Source organism: Halopseudomonas sp. 4NH20-0008, from assembly GCF_057548395.1.
Genome location: NZ_BAAJMD010000002.1, coordinates 1 through 18,019, shown reverse-complemented (window position 1 = coordinate 18,019; position 18,019 = coordinate 1). Strand labels below are relative to the sequence as shown.

Genomic DNA, 18,019 nt, shown 5'->3' with positions numbered 1-18,019 from the left:
GCGGTCAGTCCGGTTTGGCCCCACCAGGTTGCACGTTTTCAAAGGCGCATACAGCATCGCGGAAAGCTTGCGGTATAGGTGTTGGCCGACGTGTCTGCTGGTCGGCATGCACATAGACGATCTCCCCGGTCACCAGTAGGGTGTCGTCGCGGTAGATGCCAATCAGAAACTGCATGCTCGAATTGCCCAGTCTGCTAATGCGTACATGTACATCGAGCATATCGTCGAAATAGGCGGGTGACTGGTACTCCAGCAAGGTACGCACGGCAAAGAAATCAGCCCCTTTGACGCCGGTTTCGGCATCATAGGCCTGACCCATGGCGCGGAAGTACTCGGTAATGCCGACGTCGGCATAGGTCAGATAATGACCGTTGAAGACAATACCCTGCAAATCGGCCTCGGCCCAGCGCACGCGCAGGGCGTGACTGAACCGGAAATCGCTCAATTGCATTCAATCCACCTGTTTCTGGTTGGTAATCAGGGTGCCCACGCCGGCATCGGTAAAGACTTCCAGCAGCACCGCATGGGGTACCCGGCCGTCGACGATGATGGCGCTGCCGACGCCGCCCTGCACAGCGTCCAGGGCGCAACGGATCTTGGGTAGCATGCCGCCGTAGATGGTGCCATCGGCAATCAGCTCGTCCACCTGGGCGGTGCTCAGACCGGTCAGCACCTGACCTTCCTTGTTCATCAGGCCGGCGATATTGGTCAGCAGCATGAGTTTTTCAGCTTTCAATGCCTCAGCGACCTTGCCTGCTACCAGATCGGCGTTGATGTTGTAGGAGGCGCCGTCCGCACCCACACCAATAGGCGCGATGACCGGGATGTAATCATCAGAGACCAGGCGGTTAATCAGTTTGGTGTTGATTTCCACCACTTCACCGACATGGCCGATATCAATGATTTCCGGCTTGTCCATGCCCGGACTGTTGCGCGTAACCTTGAGTTTGCGCGCCTTGATCAGGCCCGCATCCTTGCCGGTCAGGCCAATGGCACTGCCGCCATGTTGGTTGATCAGGTTGACGATATCCTTGTTGACCTGCCCGCCCAGCACCATCTCGACCACGTCCATGGTTTGCGTGTCAGTCACCCGCATGCCATCGATAAATTCGCTCTGGATGTTCAAGCGCTTGAGCAGGTCACCAATCTGTGGGCCGCCGCCGTGCACAACCACCGGGTTGATGCCTACAGCTTTCATCAACACGATATCGCGGGCAAAGCTGTTCTTCAGGTCATCGCTTTCCATGGCGTTTCCGCCATATTTGATGACGATGGTCTTGCCGGTAAAGCGCTGGATGTAAGGCAGTGCTTCGGTCAGTACCAGGGCAACCTGGGTAGCGGCATCACGGCTGAGCATGGTGATCTGCTGTCTCCTGAAATCAGAATATAAGGGTCAGATCGCTGGCTGCGGCGGCCAGCTGATCACGGAAAATCTGTTTGATACTCTCCAGCTCGTCCTCGCTGTCGGCTTCGAAGCGCAGCACCAGTACCGGCGACGTATTCGAGGCGCGAACCAGGCCCCAGCCGTTGGCATAATCAATCCGCAGACCGTCAAGGGTAGAGACCTTGCCCTGGCCCCAGCTGGCATTCTTCTTCATTGCCTCGATGATCTCGAACTTGCGTGTTTCGGTGGACGGCAAGTTGATTTCCGGGGTCACTATGCCTGCGGGATACTTGTCAAAAACAGTGGCGCTTTCATCGACATTCTGCGCCACGATGGACATCAGTTCGAGCAGACGGCAGGCACTGTACAGGCCGTCATCAAAGCCGAACCAGCGCTCCTTGAAGAAAATATGCCCGCTCATTTCGCCCGCCAGCAGGGCGTTGGTTTCGAGCATCTTTGCCTTGATCAGCGAGTGACCGGACTTCCACATCAGAGGGCGGCCCCCCATGCGGCTGATCAGGGCCGGCAGGCGTCGTGAGCACTTAACGTCAAACACGATGTCGGCACCGGGATGGCGGGTAACAATGTCTTCGGCAAACAGCATCATCAGGCGGTCAGAGTAGATCAGCTCGCCCTTGGCGGTGACCACGCCGAGACGATCACCATCGCCATCAAAGGCGATGCCGACGTCAGCGCCCTGACGTTGTACTTCAGCGATCAGGTCCTTGAGGTTGTCAGGGTTGCCCGGGTCGGGATGGTGGTTGGGGAAGTTGCCATCCACCTCGCAGAACAGGGGTGTGACTTCGCAGCCCAGATCGGCGATCAATTGCTCGGCAATGACGCCGGCAACACCGTTGCCACAGTCGATCACCACCTTGAGCGGGCGCACCAGTACGACGTCATCGGTGATCTGCTGACGATAGGCGTCCAGCAGGTCGAGCTGCTGGCGACTGCCGGCGCCCTGGCTGAAGTCGTGATTCAGAATGCGCTTGTACAGATCCTGAATGCGCTGCTCGGCCAGTGTTTCGCCGGCAATGACGATCTTCAGGCCGTTGTATTCGGCAGGGTTGTGGCTGCCGGTGAGCATGACCCCGGAGGTGGCCTCGGAGGTGTGTGTGGCGTAATACAGCACTGGAGTAGGCACCATGCCCAGATCGGTAACGTGGCAGCCACTATCAATCAGGCCGCGGATCAGCCCTTCGACCAGCTCTGGCCCTGACAGGCGTCCGTCGCGGGCTACCGCCACCTTGGCCTCGTCAGCGTCCAGCGAGGCGCTGCCGATCGCGCGTCCAATCCAGTACACGTTGTCGGCAGTCAGGGTCTTGCCGACCACGCCACGGATATCATAGGCCCGGAAAATCTCTGCCGGTACGTTCAGCCCCGGCGCTGATGGGCTGTCCGCGGCGCTCATGCCAAAGGCGTCATCATCGCCATCGATGATATCGATATCGAGGATGTCAGTGCTTTGGAAAATCGGATCGGCAGGTATCTCCTCAGCCGCCGGTTTTTTCGGGCTGTTCTTGCCTTCACGCTCGGGGCTGGGTGGCGATTTCTGACCTGAGGTGGTGGCCAGCTGCATAATGCGTTGTGCCAGTGGCTCAAGTGCGCCGAGCTGCAGCCCGGCGACCTTATGGCCCTGGGTCAACTGCAGCAGTACCTCGGCATCTGATTTCAGACTGCGAGCCCAACTGCGTTGCAACCAAGCCAAGCCGGCAATCAGACCTGCTAGTGCCAAGAGTATGACGCTCAAGGGTAGCAACGGATTGACCAGGCCGGCACTCAGCTGCGGGCCAAGCTTAAAGTCCAGGCGCCAGGCCGGATTGTCGGTGCCCATGGATTGCGCAGTGCCAAAGCCCTGACCCTGCTGGTATAGGACCTGCTCGGGGCCACCGGGGAAGCTCTGAACCAGACTGACCTGACCGCTGTCGGTGGGCAGTACGGGCATGCTGTTAATCAGACGCTGCAGCTCAAACACGGCTACCAGAGTGCCGCCAATGGGTGCATTCTCGGACGCGCGCAGGGGTTTTGCCACGTACAGCAACCACTTGCCGCTGACCGGGTGCACTTCCATGCTGACTGGCATGTTGCGCTCAACGCGGCGAATCATGTCGAGTGCGGCAAAGGTCAAGGGCGCGCTGGGATGATCTGTGACCTGGGCCTGGCCCATCGCATTGACATGCAGGGCCAGATTCAAGGCCAAAGGCGTGCGCAGCAAGCGCTGGAGAGCAACGTCATCATTCTGTTGCAGGGCGACCTGCAGTTGCGGGTTGGCTGCCAGGCGCGCCAGATCATCATCCAGCAGGCGCATGCTTTGATTCAGGGCGCTGGTTTGCTGGCTGAGGTAGGCTGTACTCAAGTCACTGTGATAGCGATCCGCTCCGGTACCGTAAAAGGTAAGCCAGATCGGAATGATGGCCAGCGCCAGGCCGCCAAGCGCCAGCAGAAGAGGAATCAGCGTAGCGGGCTGAGCTGTGGCGGTTGCGCCGTTGTTATTCTTTTTCAACTTGATCACCGGGTAATGCCTCCCTGCCGACACTGTTATAGGTTCAGTGATTGCCAGTATGGCCGAAACCGCCGGCCCCACGCTGACTACTGTCAAACTCGCTGACCACCTCGAGTTGCGCCTGCAAAACCGGCACCAGTACCAACTGCGCAATGCGTTCGCCAGGCTCAATGGTAAAGGCCAGCTGCCCGCGGTTCCAGCAGGATACCATCAGCTCGCCCTGGTAGTCGGAATCGATCAGGCCGACCAGGTTGCCAAGAACGATGCCATGTTTATGCCCTAGACCCGAGCGGGGCAGAATCATTGCTGCGAGCCCTGGATCAGCAATATGAATGGCCAGACCGGTGGGGATCAGCTGGGTCTGACCGGGCTCAAGGCACAGCGGCTCCTGCAGCATGGCGCGCAGATCCAGTCCGGCTGATCCGTCGGTGGCGTAGGCGGGTAGTGGCCAGTCCTGACCAAGACGCGGATCGAGTACTTTGGCTTGCAGCCTGTGCATGGTGTGTCCTTATTCTGAGTGGCCGCTGAAACGCGAAGCAATGTGGGCAATGATCTGCCGGGCCAGTTTCTGTTTACTGGCGCAGGGCAGGTGGTGTTGTTGCAGTGCTCTATCAATCAGGGTAACGGCGTTGTCGTCGCTGTTGAAGCCGATGCCGGGTTGGCTGACATCATTGGCGATGATCAGGTCCAGATTCTTGCGTTGCAGCTTGTCGCTGGCGTACTCCAGCAGGCGATCGGTTTCGGCAGCAAAGCCGACACTCCAAGGGCGCTGAGGATGGCTGGCAAGGGTCGCGAGGATATCCGGATTGCGCACCATGCTGAGGGTGAAGCCTTCACCTGAGGAAGGATCCTTCTTCAGTTTGGACTCGGCCACCCTGGCGGGTCGATAGTCAGCGACGGCCGCCGAGGCAATGAAGATATCGGCCGGCAGGGCCTGCTCGCAGGCGCTGAGCATGTCTTCAGCACTGACGACATCGACCCGCGTTACCCGGCCCGGTGTTGGCAGCGTGACCGGTCCGGCCACCAGCGTGACCCGGGCACCGGCTTCAACCGCCGCCTCGGCCAGGGCAAAACCCATCTTGCCGGAGCTGTGGTTGGATATATAGCGCACCGGATCGATGGCTTCCCGGGTTGGGCCGGCATTGATCAGGACATGGACGCCGCTCAGGGCGCCATAGCTGAAACAGTCGGCAGCCCGGGCGGCGATATCGGCAGGTTCAAGCATGCGGCCCGGGCCAATATCACCACAGGCTTGCTCGCCGGCGGCCGGACCGAATACCTTGAAGCCGCGCTCCACCAGCAGTTGCAGATTGGCCTGGGTAGCCGGATCACGCCACATGGCCTGATTCATGGCTGGTGCCAGGGCCAGCTCGGCGTCAGTGGCCAATACCAGGGTAGTCAGTAGATCGTCACCCCGGCCCTGGGCCAGTCGCGCCATCAGATCAGCCGTGGTCGGTGCAATAAGAATCAGATCGGCCCAGCGTGCCAGCTCGATATGGCCCATGGCGGCTTCGGCATTGGGATCGAGCAGATCGCCGTGTACCGGATTGCCGGATAGCGCCTGCAGGGTCAATGGCGTGATGAATTCCCGCGCCCCACGGGTCATGACGACCCGCACATCGGCCCCGGCGTCTTTTAGCCTGCGCACCAGTTCGGCACTCTTGTAGGCGGCAATGCCGCCGCTCACGCCCAAAAGCACCCGTTTGTTCACCAACCGCTGCATGTTCAGCTCCCAACAAAGCACCTGCGGTGCCAATTCAAGGCCCAAAGATAGCACAGCCATCCGCTGCGCACGGCGGGTGTCGACCCACGCCCCGGCTGCTTTATATAATCGGCCTATAGTACACCGCACGAACAGGAAGTACGTGCCCAAATCAAAGGGAATTGCCATGCCGATAACCGATTGGCCGGTCGCTGAGCGGCCGCGCGAAAAGTTGCTCAATCAGGGGGCTGCGGCCCTCTCCGACGCCGAACTGCTGGCGATTTTTCTGCGTACCGGTTTGCCCGGGCGCAGCGCGGTTGATCTGGCCCGTGACCTGCTGCAGGGCTTTGGCAGTCTGCGCGCCTTGTTGCAGGCTGATCTGGCCGGGTTCTGTCAGCATGCCGGGCTGGGGCCGGCAAAATATGCGCAGTTGCAGGCGGTCATGGAAATGGCCCGCAGACATTTATATGAGGAGTTGCAGCGCGGCTCGGCGCTGACCTCGCCACGCGAGGTCAGGCAATACCTGCGCAGCCGCCTGGCGCACCTGCCGCATGAGGTGTTTGCCTGCCTGTTTCTTGACAACCAGCACCGCGTGATTGCCTTCGAAGAACTCTTTCGCGGCACACTCGACAGTGCCAGTGTCTATCCGCGTGAGGTGCTCAAGCGGGCACTGTCGCATAACGCCGCGGCGCTGATTCTGACCCACAACCATCCCTCTGGCGTGGCGGAACCGAGTCAGGCTGATCAGATACTCACACGACGTCTTAAGGAGGCTCTGGCCCTGGTGGATATTCGCGTGTTGGATCATCTGGTAGTGGGTGACGGCGAGCCGGTTTCCTTTGCCGAGCGTGGCTTGCTCTAGGCAGGAATAATGCGAAAATCATTGCTTGCCCTGCCTGCTTTTGGTATAAAGCTCCGCTCTTCTCGGGGCTGCGCCTGCACAGATGTTATTGCAGGTCAGCAAAAAACGCTTGCCCCGGCTGGAAAACACACATTTTATGGCTTCCAACCAGTTCGGGTTGGGCAAGTGGTTGGAGAGGGTTAACCATGTCTCGAGTATGTCAAGTGACCGGTAAAGGTCCAGTGACTGGGAACAATGTTTCCCACGCTAACAACAGAACCAAGCGTCGTTTTCTGCCTAACCTGCAGCACCATCGTTTTTGGGTAGAATCAGAAAACCGTTTCGTACGTCTGCGTACATCCACTAAAGGTATGCGTATCATCGACAAGCGCGGCATTGATGCCGTTCTCGCCGACATGCGTGCCCGTGGCGAAAAAGTCTAAGGAGAAGTCCCATGCGTGAATTGATTCGTCTGATTTCTTCTGCCGGTACTGGTCATTTCTACACCACCGACAAGAACAAGCGTACTACTCCGGATAAAATCGAAATCAAGAAATTCGATCCGGTTGTCCGCAAGCACGTGATGTACAAGGAAGGCAAGATCAAATAAGGTCTGCCTCCCGCAACAAAAAACCCGCCTTGGCGGGTTTTTTGTTGGCTGTCATTCCGCGCAGGACCTCAGGGATCACCGCCCACAGCAAAGTTGGGTAGCCGGTCAACCGGCTGGCTGAAAGCAAAGGGGATCGATACCGTCTCCAGTCCCACGTTCTTCTGCACAACAAAATGCAGGTGTGGGCCAGTGCTGTTACCGGTATTGCCGGATCTGGCCAATGGCGAGCCGGCATTCACCCGTTGGCCCTCGCTGACCAGTACCGAGCGATGCTGCAGGTGCAGGTACACGCCCATGGTGCCGTCATCATGCAGAATGCGCACAAAGTTGCCGGAGGGGTTGGTGCCGCGCCCGGTCTGGCTGTTTTCCGTGCGAACCACTACCCCGGGACGGGCTGCCACGATTGGTGTGCCCTCCGGCATGGCAATGTCAATCGCATAGCGGCCCTTGGGACCCGTGTGGCTGTAGCGTCCGCCAGGGCCTTGTGTCACCCGGAAGGGACCGCCACGCCAGGGCAGGGGGTAGTCGGTCACGGCGTGGCGGGCACGCGGATCGCCCACGGCATGGCGTAAGCGATAACTGTAACTGGGTGTGCCCTGGCCATTCGGTGCCAGGGTCAGCAGGCGCATCTGCTGCTTGGGTTGCAGTATCCAGCGGATCGGGCGCTCGGGCACGCCGGTCAGGTGGCGGGCATCAACAATACTCAGCTCGATCTCGACCGGTGCAAACAATTCATTATGGACAATAAGGGTTTCACCGCCCTCATGCTTGCGGGTGCTGACATAGACTTCCTTGTCGAAGGTCTCGACCATTTCATCACGGAATACCAACACCTCCGCCCCGGCCACTTCCTGGTCGGTATAGGTCACTACGCCGTTGCTGTCGACGTACTTATAGATGGTGGACGCCAGCCCGTAAGGACTGGTTATCAGCAGGGCCAAGCCCAGCATCAAGGTTCGCATCCCTGGCAACCTCTGTTCCGAACGGTTAAGGATCATGCAGCGATGATAATGCCGGGGACGGGTCATGGCGACCCGCCCGTCCGGGTTAGCGACAGGCCGCTGTGGCCGGTTGCAGCGAGTAGGTGCGCAGGCTCGCGGCAAAGTCCTGCAAGGCCTTGATACCGCTGGCTTCGGCCTGCTGGCACCAGTCACCCAGCGCCTGCAGCATATCGTGCCCGTTGGCACTGGTGCGGCCCCAGATCTGTTGTAGCGCCAGACGCTTCTCGTAAATCAGTTTCAGCGCCTGACTGTGTGCCAGCATCTTCTGCAGACGGGCCGCGTTGGACTCGTCGAGCAGACTGGTTTCACGGCTGAGCAAGGACTTGGCGCGGCGGAACAGGTGGCGTACCGAGTCATCGACGCGCTGCATTTCCTGCTGAACCAGTGGCTTGATGACCAGCTTGCGGTACTGGGCCATGATCTGGAAACGGTTGTTCAAGATTGCCATGGCGGTATCCATATCCAGGGTCTTCTTGCCCTCGACGCGATGCGCAATTGGCGCCGTGCGACGTACCTGGGCCAGCCCCAACAGACTGAACAGGCGAATCCAGAACCAACCCAGATCGAACTCCCAGGGCTTGACCGAGAGCTTGGCCGAGTTGGGGTAGGTATGGTGGTTGTTATGCAGCTCTTCACCGCCAATCAGAATGCCCCAGGGCATGAGGTTGGTCGCGGCGTCCTTGCATTCAAAGTTGCGGTAGCCCACGGCGTGGCCAAGACCGTTGACCACACCGGCAGCAAAGACGGGAATCCACATCATCTGAACCGCCCAGACGGTCATGCCGAGTACGCCGAACAGCGCCAGATCGATAATTGCCATCAGCGTCACACCGCCAATCGGGAAGCGGCTGTACAGATTGCGCTCAATCCAGTCATCCGGACAGTTCTTGCCGTAGATACGCAGCGTCTCTTCGTTCTTTGACTCCTCCATGTACAGCTCTGCACCCTTGCGCAGAACGGTAGCCAGGCCCTTGTGGACCGGGCTGTGGGGGTCATCGGGGGTTTCGCATTTGGCGTGATGCTTACGGTGGATGGCGGTCCACTCGCGGGTATTCATGCTGGTGGTCAACCACAACCAGAATCGGAAAAAGTGTTTCAGCGCCGGGTGCAACTCAAGTGCACGGTGCGCCGAGTAACGGTGCAGGTAAACGGTAACGCTGACGATGGTGATGTGCGTCAGTACCAGAATCACGGCCAGAACCTGCCAGCCGCTGAGTTGCAGTAAACCTTCATACCACATGAGTTTTATAAACCTCGCGTTATGTCTCTCAATTGATTATGTACCACGATTCGCAGAAAGAACATGACTGCACGGGCCAGTGCGACCAGTGACGTTCCCTGTCAGTGAACAGAAAAGCCGGTTGACTGTAACAGGACTTGTACTTTGGCGAACTAAACGCATAAAACCTGTACAAAGGTTGTGCAACCCAAAACAGTCCTCTGGAGGATATTATGTTTGCACTTACTCAAGGTTTTACTCAGCGCGTGCGTTACACCCTGTTGGCACTCTTCAGTGTCAGCGTGCTGGCAACCGCTCCGGCTTATGCAGGCCACCACAGCGAGATGGAGAAAGCGCCGGCTGACATCGTCGACACCGCCATCGCTGCCGGTAGCTTCTCAACCCTGGTCACTGCGGTACAGGCAGCCGGTTTGGTTGACACGCTCAAGGGTGAAGGTCCTTTTACCGTATTTGCACCGACTGACGAAGCCTTCGCCAAGATCCCCCAGGCTGACCTTGAGGCCCTGTTGGCTGACAAGGAAAAGCTGACCGCGGTACTGACCTACCACGTAGTGGCAGGCAAGGTGATGGCCGCTGATGTGGTTGGCATGACCAGTGCCGAGACAGTGCAGGGCAGTTCGTTGACCATTGATGCAACCGATGGTGTCAAAGTCGATGCAGCCAATGTGGTCAGCACCGATATCGAAGCCAGCAACGGCGTGATCCATGTGATCGACACGGTATTGATGCCGGGCATGTAATAGCCTTTCAGCCGTAATAAAGGGCAGACTTCGGTCTGCCCTTTGCGTTTCTGGCTCAGGCCAACCCTCTGCATCATCCTCCCTCGCGGAGGCTCAAGGCACCGGTGATACCCCATGCCTGTAGGAGCGGGCTTGACCGCGAAGAGGTTGGCTTAATCCATTGATTCCTGTGGCTGTATTACTCTTATCAAAGTCTATCTTGCTGTACTAAAGACCATCACTGCAGTGATGCCGGTGTTGCTTCACACTCGTAAACAATACGGCATATTTTCAGTTGAGCTCATCCCCAACCTCCTGTCTGGCCTGAGCGAAAACAGAGGCAATAGGCGCTTGTTGCTTCTTCGACCAGATTCGTTTTACCGCCGCACTCTGGCGCTTAAGCAGTTCACTGGGCTTGGCCCATTGGTCCTTGGGTAAGGGCTCAGACCACTGCGCCATTTTCTTTGGAATGGCGGTCTGGGGGCGGCGCTGCAACCACAGTGCTTCACGTTGTGCGATAAAGGCGGGCAAGGTCCATAGCGTCATGATGTGATAAAGGTACCAACCAAATATCATCCAAAGACCTACCTCGCCTTCCCGATAGCGCCGGTGCAACCTACGTCGGGCATTGCGGAAGGTGTGCAGTCCTTCATAGGGCGGATCGCCGGGCTCATGCAGCTCATCCTGACCATGGATTTCTTCAAGGCTGTGTACCTCATATTCCATATAGGCCCGTATGGCTTCCCAGGTGCTGATGGCCAATGGAATGGCCGGATAAGGATACTCAAGAACATAATCACGATCGCTGGTCGTATCGTGAAAACCGATACCCAGCGCGTACTGACGCTGCACCCCGTACTGAGTGACCCCTTGCGCCTCAGTAGTCCAGACTGACAGTGACTCCCAGGGGACGATATAGGCTTTACTGCCACCTTCAGGCACAAAGCACACTTCACGGCGTTGGCGATTGAAGCGAGGAGGGGCCAGGTATTTTTCGGTTGTTCTTAAGCGGTACCAAACACCTAGGCATATGAACACCATAACAATGCTTGAAAAAGTAGCTACACCAAGGAACCCGTTATGCGTGTTGTAAAAAAAATCCTTCGCGTCAAACCAAGTGCCTCCCAACAGCAATGTACCAACACCTGCTATAAGAGGTAGCAAAAGGACAAATAATGCAAATACAGTTAGAGGCCCTCCAAGCGTCATCTGCCATGAAAACACCGTTGCTCGTCCCGAGCCATATACGAGATATGTATCATTAAGCACCCCAACGACTTGCTGATAATCTGTTGCCGGATGCCGGGTAGGCAGGGGCAATGGCGCAAGATAGGTTATGACCCCCGAGGGGAATGGCTGTTTGTCTCCGGCTTTAGGGTTATGTTTCAGATACTCGCGCGGTGCGGGTTTGTTACGATTGGTCATTGCTTCCCTGCGGCATAAAGTTAAGCACTGCTCTGACCTAGTCGCATCATGAGCGTGAAAAGTGTGTTGGGCCACCAGCCATCTCTTAAAAACTAGGCTGCCTGCGACGGTGGCTCAGTATTCAGTGCGGCCAGGTCCTGCTCTCTTTCAGCTATGGCTGCTTCCAGCTCAGGCGACCGTTTGGCCCACTGCTCGGGTGGCAAGGGCTGCGACCAGGCGATGCCCTCCGGGCTCTCCAGATCAGGTATAACGGCAAACTTTCTTCTGTGCAGCCAGTGGTAAGTCATAATGTTAAACAGCACGCACCACACGCCGATGTCCCATAATACGGCTACAGCAAAGCCGTGCTTTTCACGCACGTCGTTAAAGCCATCAAGAAATATGTCCTTCAAACTTTTGTCGCGAAAATCCTGCATAGGCTCAGGAACGGCCTCCGGCCCGACTTCCATAAAGCTGCGAATACACTCCCACTGACGCATGGCCGCAATGCCTGGGCCGGGGCTGACCATCATCACCCAGCCTTCCTTTTTCTTATGGTAGGGCTGATCAATCTCATGGGCGTAGGGAAACCACAGAATCAGACCGCCCATCTGCGCGGCCCCGAACTGACCAATCATGGTGGCACTTGGGGCTAGGGCATGCACTCGCTCCCAAGGGACTGTCCACTCCTCGCCATCAGGCGTTGTAATGCGTACTTCTCGGCGTTGGCGGTGAAAGCGTAACGGGGGAGCGAGTGGGCGACGATAAAGGCCAATAAACAGGCTCCAGCAAAAGCCCATCAGCAGCCCCCCTACCACTAACATCATGACAACAGCCACATAAAGCTCTACCACTAATGCAGAAATCATGACGGAAAGAAAAATTACCGTACCAACATGAGCTATTGCCCATGATCCGGCCAAAGAAAGACTGCCAATATCCAGGTAACTGTCATTCTTGCGCCATATCAGACTCAAAATATCGGATGCGGGTTGGCCGGTAGGAATGGGCAATGGGGAGAGGTATTCCTGCTTCCATAGAAAGCCCTTTTCCACCTTGCCGGCAGGCGGCGAATTGTTATTCAAAGGTATCCCTTCCTCATCTGCACAGTTCCTTGTGGCAACGTAGTAGCCAAGCTGTCTTGCCGGTTCGCTTAACCAGCTAAGCGCGCTAAGTCATACCTCAAAAACTAGGCCGCCTGCGACGGTGGCTCAGCATTCTGTGCGGCCAGATCCTGTTCCCTTTCAGCTATGGCCGTTTCCAACTCAGGCGACCGTTTGGCCCACTGTTCGGGTGGCAAGGGCTGCGACCAGGCGATGCCCTCCGGGCTTTCCAGGTCAGGTATCACGGCAAATTTTCTTCTATGCAGCCAGAGGTAGGTCATCAGGTTCAGCAGCAAACAGCCCACCCCTATATCCCGTAATAAAGCTAAAAACAGGCCATGTTTTTCTCGTGTTTTATGAAACTCTTCAAGAAAGAGTTCTTTCAGATTTTTGCCGCGCAGATTCTGCAGTGGCTCAGGAACGGCCTCCGGCCCGACTTCCATAAAGCTGCGAATACATTCCCACTGGCGCATGGCCGCAATGCCAGGGCCGGGGCTGACCATCATGACCCAGCCTTCCTTGTTCTTATGGTAGGGCTGATCAATCTCATGGGCGTAGGGGAACCACAGAATCAGACCCCCCATTTGAGCTGCCCCAAACTGACCAATCATGGTTGCGCTGGGGGCTAGGGCATGCACCCGCTCCCAGGGTACTGTCCATTCCTCGCCATCAGGCGTTGTAATTCGCACTTCTCGGCGCTGGCGGTGAAAGCGTAACGGGGGTGCCAGTGGGCGACGATAAAGGCCAATAAATAGGCTCCAGCAAAAGCCCATTAACAATGCCCCCCCCATGAACATCAAAAAGGCGAACCAATATTGCCCATGCAGCAACGAAAAAACTGTAGAGGAAAGAAAAATTACTGTACAGACATGGGCTATTGCCCATGATCCTGCCAAAGAAAGACTGCCAATATCCAGGTAGGTGTCATTCTTGCGCCATATCAGACTCAAAATATCGGACGCAGGTTGACCGGTAGGAATGGGCAAAGGGGAGAGGTATTCCTGTTTCCATAGAAAGCCTTTCTCCACCTTGCCGGCAGGGGGTGTCATGGTGTGCTCCTGGGTTGTAATGCGTCGTAATTCAATACGATTCTCATAGGCTGGTCATCGCTTGGCAAAGGACCGTCGTCGCTAACGTGCTCGGTAACCTCGCCGTCGTATACGATATAGCGCATACCTTGCTCACCACCAATGATCGGTTGCGCCTCGTCCAGCGTGCCCGTCAGCATCGCGATGGGGCTGTGATAGCGCACTTGAACCTCAAGATGCTGGTTCCGTGCTATATGCCGGACAGGACCTTGTAGTCGTAACCCCATGCCTTCCTGAATGGGTAGCCACTCGCTTTGCATGGAAGCCAGCCACTCCTGGGTAATATCGCTGACTGCCTTCCTTGACTGGACAATGATGATTTTGATGGCAACCCGAGCGGTCTCAGGGTCGGCGCCGGGCAGCACCAGGTCAAGCCCCTTGGTAACCCAGTAGGGCTCAACGGCCAAAGGCAATACAGGGGCAACCCCAAATAACTTCATTTGTTGGATACTGAAGCTGGTTGCCACATCCAGCTTGGGTTTGAACATCATATCGATCAAGGCTTGAAACTCGTTGTCCTGATCGCTTTGGCTATCACCCCAGCGTCGCTGTGTACCCCAGCAGCTGGATTGCAGAAAGTCCTGAATCTCACTGACACGGGTATAACTGCGCCAGGCGAAATACAGCACCTCGACAATCAGTACGGCCCAGCCCAAGCGCGCGGCCCCCCCCTTGAACACGTTGGTTGCCACCTCCGACGTCCAGCGATTCAGCAGGACCATGGCGGTGGTATAGCCACCTAACCCAGCATAGGCGCCTGCCAGTCCGGTTTGGGCAAGACCTCTTGTTAGGCGACCCCATTCGTCCATGCTCCAGTAGTGATCAGATTTTTGCTGCTCAATCGAGAACTTAATAAGGTCTGAAAACCCTGCGGCTGCTGCAAAAGTACCCGTCACAAATCCTAGCATTGTGATCAGTGGTAGTCTGGTCGTAAGAATTTGAGTCTCCAAGGATTTACTTGCAATCGCTGCATTCTGCATAACCGCACTTAAAGCCGCTGCGGTGGCCATAACTGCTGAAAAATGCTCGGCCCACCTAATACCATCATGCTCACGATGTGCATCCCGTTCCCGTAATAAAGCCAGATTGATGCCGTTTAACAGCAAGGCGACCAGCGAGATAACGCCGCCGTAGGCCTGAAGGGATTGTGCCTGGTGGGTCATTGGTGCCAGTCCGGCGCGAATGCGTTGTGAGGCGTCGCGGCCCCAGTCCCAGACCGTGGTGCCAAGGGAGCCGGTCAATTTGAAGCCATCCTTGCCAAGCTGAACGGCCATATGCGCAGAGGTTTTAAGCACCAACATCATGGAGAGGAGGGATTTAGGGAACTGCTGAATTGAGACTGGAGCGCCTGTCGCCCCTTTGAGATGCTCCGCTTCCAGCTCGACAAAGGCCGCGCCAAGGCGTGAAACGGCATTGCCCCAATCGGCCCCGTCGGGCCCGCCCAGGGCTTTTAGCCAGGCCAGCTTTTCAGTACTGGCCAGTCCTTCGAGAATATCGCCGGCCAACTTTGCGTTATCGGCAGTCAGTGCCCCCTCGATTTCTCCCATTCTGTTTACGGTTTCAATCCAGAACTCCAGGTCCGGGGTAAAGCCACTGGCCAGGAATGACAGGGGTTTGGACGGGTCGGGTGCGCGCAATAAATTGGTTGCAATTTCAACACCCGCGCCGACTGTACAGAGCTCGCTTAGGGTGTTGAGCGCCACCTCACTCAGCCAGGCACAGTGTGATGACGTGTTGTAGTCCACAAACCAGCTGGCTTCATGATGGCGAACAAGCAGGGGTTTGGTGTCATTCAATATCGCCTTTCGACGACTGACAATCCAAGCCCGGTGGGGCTCTGCGACGGTTTCAACCCAGTGATTCATGTCATCCAGACGCACGCGTTCTGCTACCTGTGCGCCCATGCGGCTGTCGGTAATATTGCGTGCCTTGGTTGCTCGATAGTTGAGTACTACACCTTGAATATGGCCATGCAACTCAGGGGGAACAAAGCTCCGAACGGGCTGCAGAATCACCTGCTGCTCGGCATGGACACGGGTAAGTTGGGCGTCAGCTACGGTATGGCCTTGTTGCCGGCGTACGTCATGATTGATTTGTGTTTCTTGGTCGATCAAAGGCCGCAGATCGCGCTGGGCTTGCAGAAGCTGTTCACCCTGCTCCGGCGTTAACTGAATATCATGATCCCGGTATCGATAATTGATTACGGAGGAAAGCTCTGCGCCATCTTCGTTAATCAAGCTGTTGATAAAGCCGGCAATCAGGCCCTTGTGAGCATTGACCTCATCCCATTCATACTGTGCTTTGCTGACAGCCAGTTGATCCGTATTCAGGTCACGCAACATTCCGAAGACATCATCAACAGCTGCAAACACAGCGTGCAAAGCACCTGTTTCTGATTTCGCCTTGGCAACCCACCTGTCGGTAGCGGGCACATCCCAACCTACGCTACTCCAATGGCCCGGAGGAAAATCACCCGCGTCCGGGTGTCTGTGCGAGGCTTGTTGGCGCTCGTGCAACCAGGTGCTGGCATCGACATAGGCTTGTACGCGAACCGGGCTTGGGTCAGACATCATTTGTTGCCCCAACGTCTCCACGCCACCCCGGTAGGCATCGCCATTCTGGTGGTAATCATGGGCCAAGGCTTTGTCACGCACGTCAGGCATTAGCTCAGCAAGCACGCTTTCCGCGTTGTCCAAGGTTGGACAATGGGTCGTTTCCAGCGAGGTTGCAATTTGCGGCAGGGATATTGAACGCATGCGCTTGTTGCGTATAGCCGGTGAACTGCTTAGTTGTTCACATGCATCCGGGGGAAGCGGGATCTCGGCATACATGAGCCATGCTGTCTGCTGCTTGTTCAGGACCAGGCCTGCCTGGCTACCCCGATCAAGCCCCACACTGGGATCACCGAGTGCCTGCTCCTCCAACAAGCCGTCCTTGGCCACACCGAAGCGGCGAAGCGGGCCTTCACCGTGCCACAGATACAAGTAACCGGGGCGCAAACGACGCAGCGCAATCGGATGACTCTGGGGAGTGATGTCTGGCTGAATACAGTCATGCTCGGCAATGTCCTCCGACAGCGCGTAGCGCGTCGGCAGGATATAGAGTTCATCTTGCCGTGCCGGACAAGGGGCAACCGGGCTGTCTATGGCCTGTTCTTCAAAGCCCTGTTGAGCAGCTTGATCTGCCTGGGCCAGCGATACGGATTGCTGTTGATTAGTAGTGCTCACGCGACGGGTTCCTTGTCCTGAGTCAGCAAGTGCCGCTGAATTTCCATCATTACGTTATCGAGGCGCTGCATGGGAGTGGCTTGCGGCTCTGTTAGCAGAGCGCGGTAGACCTCATGTTCCTGAGCTGTTGGAAACTGGCTGCCGAGCAGTGCGGTACATCCGGCCCAACGGGCCACCTCGCGTGCCGTGCTGTAACCGTATTCAGCCGCCTGGCTGCGGCACTGTGCTGCCCATTCCTGTCGCCCCTGCTCGCCAACATTGGCAAGGCAGGCTGGAAACCATGTGTTCACATGCTCGATCAGGCGCTGATCGAAGCATTGCTGCCTGGCCATGTTGAGCTGCGCCAATTGATCGCTGTCCATCTGCAGCCAGGGAGCGTTGTCATATGTCTGGCCATCAGTCAGCGTCGGGTTTTGGTATATCTGTGTCTGACCTGTTTGAGGGTTGAGCAATTGAATGTTGGCAATTGGCCCCATGACATGCGCACGTTCCGTATCATTCAGGCTCTCCAGCCATAGGTGCAGAATGCGAGGATCGTAATAGCGAAAGAGTAAAACAACGTCTCCGCTGGTACGCAGATGAATCAGGCTGCGCAAGTGCTCAACCAGGGAAGATTCGGGCATGGGCGAGTCAAACGTAACGCCTGCGGTCGCCATCCAATGTGACTGAAACTCAGCGTACAAGTTACTGCTGGGCTCCGCTCTTACCAACACAGGGCCCACGTCAGCCAGCTCGGCATATCGAGTCTGTTGGTAGAGCAAATGAAACTCGGGGTCAGGCTCCAGCTCGTAGATGCGCCGGAGCAGGCCATCGATCTGAGCGCCGTCGAGCACCAGATAGTGCTGTGTTGAAACTGCCATGCAGCCTTACTCCCCTTTCTCGCAGACTTCACATACGGGCTGAGCCGTAAAGGCTGCACGCCTGAGAGCCTGTTTTTGAGCAGCGAGCAGGGGTTTCCCCGCCTCATCACTATCCGCCGCCAACACATTCCCCGGCAGTACCGGCGCCGCACCACTTCCTGACCCCGGACTACCGCCCGAGTTGATCTTGACGTTAGGGCCGACCAGGGAGATGCCGCTGGGGTCGAGTTTGACGAAGCTGCCGCCGACCTTGAAGGTGATTTCGCTGCCGGCGTCCAGAACCACTTTCATGCCGCTGGAGAGGTGGATTTCCTGTCCGGCTTCGATGAACTGGCCG

The 18,019-nt window shown here is 57.0% G+C and carries 16 protein-coding genes and 1 pseudogene; 4 read left to right on the top strand and 13 right to left on the bottom strand.

Annotated elements, in window-relative coordinates:
* Positions 1-4: 4 nt before the first annotated feature.
* Genes AC27HQ_RS02265 through coaBC form a run of 5 tightly spaced genes read right to left on the bottom strand, consistent with a single transcriptional unit; the run spans position 5 to position 5,610 of the window.
* The gene (locus AC27HQ_RS02265; protein WP_487154217.1) at positions 5-451 is read right to left on the bottom strand and encodes an acyl-CoA thioesterase; all 447 of its coding nucleotides are present in this window, start codon (positions 449-451) and stop codon (positions 5-7) included.
* Positions 452-1,357, bottom strand: coding sequence for an acetylglutamate kinase (argB, locus tag AC27HQ_RS02260; protein WP_487154216.1), 906 nt, complete (start codon positions 1,355-1,357; stop codon positions 452-454).
* A gap of 22 nt (positions 1,358-1,379) precedes the next feature.
* On the bottom strand, positions 1,380-3,896 hold the full coding sequence (locus AC27HQ_RS02255; protein WP_487154214.1) for a phosphomannomutase/phosphoglucomutase: 2,517 nt from the start codon (positions 3,894-3,896) through the stop codon (positions 1,380-1,382).
* 34 nt (positions 3,897-3,930) lie between these two features.
* On the bottom strand, positions 3,931-4,386 hold the full coding sequence (gene dut / locus AC27HQ_RS02250) for a dUTP diphosphatase (protein WP_487154213.1): 456 nt from the start codon (positions 4,384-4,386) through the stop codon (positions 3,931-3,933).
* Between the two features lie 9 nt (positions 4,387-4,395).
* Positions 4,396-5,610, bottom strand: coding sequence for a bifunctional phosphopantothenoylcysteine decarboxylase/phosphopantothenate--cysteine ligase CoaBC (gene coaBC / locus AC27HQ_RS02245; RefSeq protein WP_487154212.1), 1,215 nt, complete (start codon positions 5,608-5,610; stop codon positions 4,396-4,398).
* Positions 5,611-5,776: 166 nt separating this feature from the next.
* Between coaBC and radC the strand changes: the two genes are divergently transcribed.
* The 3 genes from radC to rpmG all read left to right on the top strand — a co-directional run bounded on the left by radC (position 5,777) and on the right by rpmG (position 7,040).
* The gene (gene radC / locus AC27HQ_RS02240; protein ID WP_487154211.1) at positions 5,777-6,451 is read left to right on the top strand and encodes a RadC family protein; all 675 of its coding nucleotides are present in this window, start codon (positions 5,777-5,779) and stop codon (positions 6,449-6,451) included.
* 185 nt (positions 6,452-6,636) lie between these two features.
* Entirely contained in the window at positions 6,637-6,873 is a 237-nt protein-coding gene (gene rpmB / locus AC27HQ_RS02235) for a 50S ribosomal protein L28 (protein ID WP_487154209.1), read from the top strand.
* 11 nt (positions 6,874-6,884) lie between these two features.
* Complete coding sequence (gene rpmG / locus AC27HQ_RS02230; protein ID WP_022960960.1) at positions 6,885-7,040, top strand: 50S ribosomal protein L33; 156 nt, start codon at positions 6,885-6,887, stop codon at positions 7,038-7,040.
* Between the two features lie 68 nt (positions 7,041-7,108).
* Here the strand turns inward: rpmG and AC27HQ_RS02225 are convergent, their stop codons facing one another.
* The gene (locus AC27HQ_RS02225; protein ID WP_487154592.1) at positions 7,109-7,990 is read right to left on the bottom strand and encodes a peptidoglycan DD-metalloendopeptidase family protein; all 882 of its coding nucleotides are present in this window, start codon (positions 7,988-7,990) and stop codon (positions 7,109-7,111) included.
* Positions 7,991-8,087: 97 nt separating this feature from the next.
* A complete protein-coding gene (desA, locus tag AC27HQ_RS02220) occupies positions 8,088-9,281 on the bottom strand; it encodes a delta-9 fatty acid desaturase DesA (protein ID WP_487154208.1) in 1,194 nt (397 codons plus the stop codon).
* A gap of 212 nt (positions 9,282-9,493) precedes the next feature.
* On the opposite strand from desA, the gene AC27HQ_RS02215 reads away from it, so the two are divergent.
* Positions 9,494-10,021 carry a fasciclin domain-containing protein gene (locus tag AC27HQ_RS02215; protein ID WP_487154206.1) on the top strand — a complete coding sequence of 176 codons (528 nt, stop codon included), beginning with the start codon at positions 9,494-9,496 and terminating at the stop codon, positions 10,019-10,021.
* Between the two features lie 270 nt (positions 10,022-10,291).
* Here the strand turns inward: AC27HQ_RS02215 and AC27HQ_RS02210 are convergent, their stop codons facing one another.
* The 6 genes and pseudogenes from AC27HQ_RS02210 to AC27HQ_RS02185 form a co-directional block, all read right to left on the bottom strand.
* The gene (locus AC27HQ_RS02210; protein WP_487154205.1) at positions 10,292-11,425 is read right to left on the bottom strand and encodes a hypothetical protein; all 1,134 of its coding nucleotides are present in this window, start codon (positions 11,423-11,425) and stop codon (positions 10,292-10,294) included.
* Positions 11,426-11,517: 92 nt separating this feature from the next.
* Entirely contained in the window at positions 11,518-12,459 is a 942-nt protein-coding gene (locus tag AC27HQ_RS02205; protein ID WP_487154203.1) for a hypothetical protein, read from the bottom strand.
* Positions 12,460-12,593: 134 nt separating this feature from the next.
* On the bottom strand, positions 12,594-13,556 hold the full coding sequence (locus AC27HQ_RS02200; RefSeq protein WP_487154202.1) for a hypothetical protein: 963 nt from the start codon (positions 13,554-13,556) through the stop codon (positions 12,594-12,596).
* Positions 13,553-16,822 carry a toxin VasX gene (locus AC27HQ_RS02195; RefSeq protein WP_487154201.1) on the bottom strand — a complete coding sequence of 1,090 codons (3,270 nt, stop codon included), beginning with the start codon at positions 16,820-16,822 and terminating at the stop codon, positions 13,553-13,555. Before AC27HQ_RS02195 ends, AC27HQ_RS02200 begins: the two co-directional genes overlap by 4 nt.
* Entirely contained in the window at positions 16,819-17,682 is an 864-nt protein-coding gene (locus AC27HQ_RS02190; RefSeq protein WP_487154200.1) for a DUF4123 domain-containing protein, read from the bottom strand. Before AC27HQ_RS02190 ends, AC27HQ_RS02195 begins: the two co-directional genes overlap by 4 nt.
* Positions 17,683-17,688: 6 nt before the next feature.
* Positions 17,689-18,019, bottom strand: a pseudogene (locus AC27HQ_RS02185) (hypothetical protein); the annotation flags it as partial.

What these genes read in the sequence shown, in the direction of transcription:
- AC27HQ_RS02265 (WP_487154217.1), bottom strand. Translation starts at nt 451, where the DNA reads ATGCAATTGAGCGATTTCCGGTTCAGTCACGCCCTGCGCGTGCGCTGG.
- argB (WP_487154216.1), bottom strand. Translation starts at nt 1,357, where the DNA reads ATGCTCAGCCGTGATGCCGCTACCCAGGTTGCCCTGGTACTGACCGAA.
- dut (WP_487154213.1), bottom strand. Translation starts at nt 4,386, where the DNA reads ATGCACAGGCTGCAAGCCAAAGTACTCGATCCGCGTCTTGGTCAGGAC.
- coaBC (WP_487154212.1), bottom strand. Translation starts at nt 5,610, where the DNA reads ATGCAGCGGTTGGTGAACAAACGGGTGCTTTTGGGCGTGAGCGGCGGC.
- radC (WP_487154211.1), top strand. Translation starts at nt 5,777, where the DNA reads ATGCCGATAACCGATTGGCCGGTCGCTGAGCGGCCGCGCGAAAAGTTG.
- rpmB (WP_487154209.1), top strand. Translation starts at nt 6,637, where the DNA reads ATGTCTCGAGTATGTCAAGTGACCGGTAAAGGTCCAGTGACTGGGAAC.
- rpmG (WP_022960960.1), top strand. Translation starts at nt 6,885, where the DNA reads ATGCGTGAATTGATTCGTCTGATTTCTTCTGCCGGTACTGGTCATTTC.
- AC27HQ_RS02225 (WP_487154592.1), bottom strand. Translation starts at nt 7,990, where the DNA reads ATGCTGGGCTTGGCCCTGCTGATAACCAGTCCTTACGGGCTGGCGTCC.
- desA (WP_487154208.1), bottom strand. Translation starts at nt 9,281, where the DNA reads ATGTGGTATGAAGGTTTACTGCAACTCAGCGGCTGGCAGGTTCTGGCC.
- AC27HQ_RS02215 (WP_487154206.1), top strand. Translation starts at nt 9,494, where the DNA reads ATGTTTGCACTTACTCAAGGTTTTACTCAGCGCGTGCGTTACACCCTG.
- AC27HQ_RS02210 (WP_487154205.1), bottom strand. Translation starts at nt 11,425, where the DNA reads ATGACCAATCGTAACAAACCCGCACCGCGCGAGTATCTGAAACATAAC.
- AC27HQ_RS02200 (WP_487154202.1), bottom strand. Translation starts at nt 13,556, where the DNA reads ATGACACCCCCTGCCGGCAAGGTGGAGAAAGGCTTTCTATGGAAACAG.
- AC27HQ_RS02190 (WP_487154200.1), bottom strand. Translation starts at nt 17,682, where the DNA reads ATGGCAGTTTCAACACAGCACTATCTGGTGCTCGACGGCGCTCAGATC.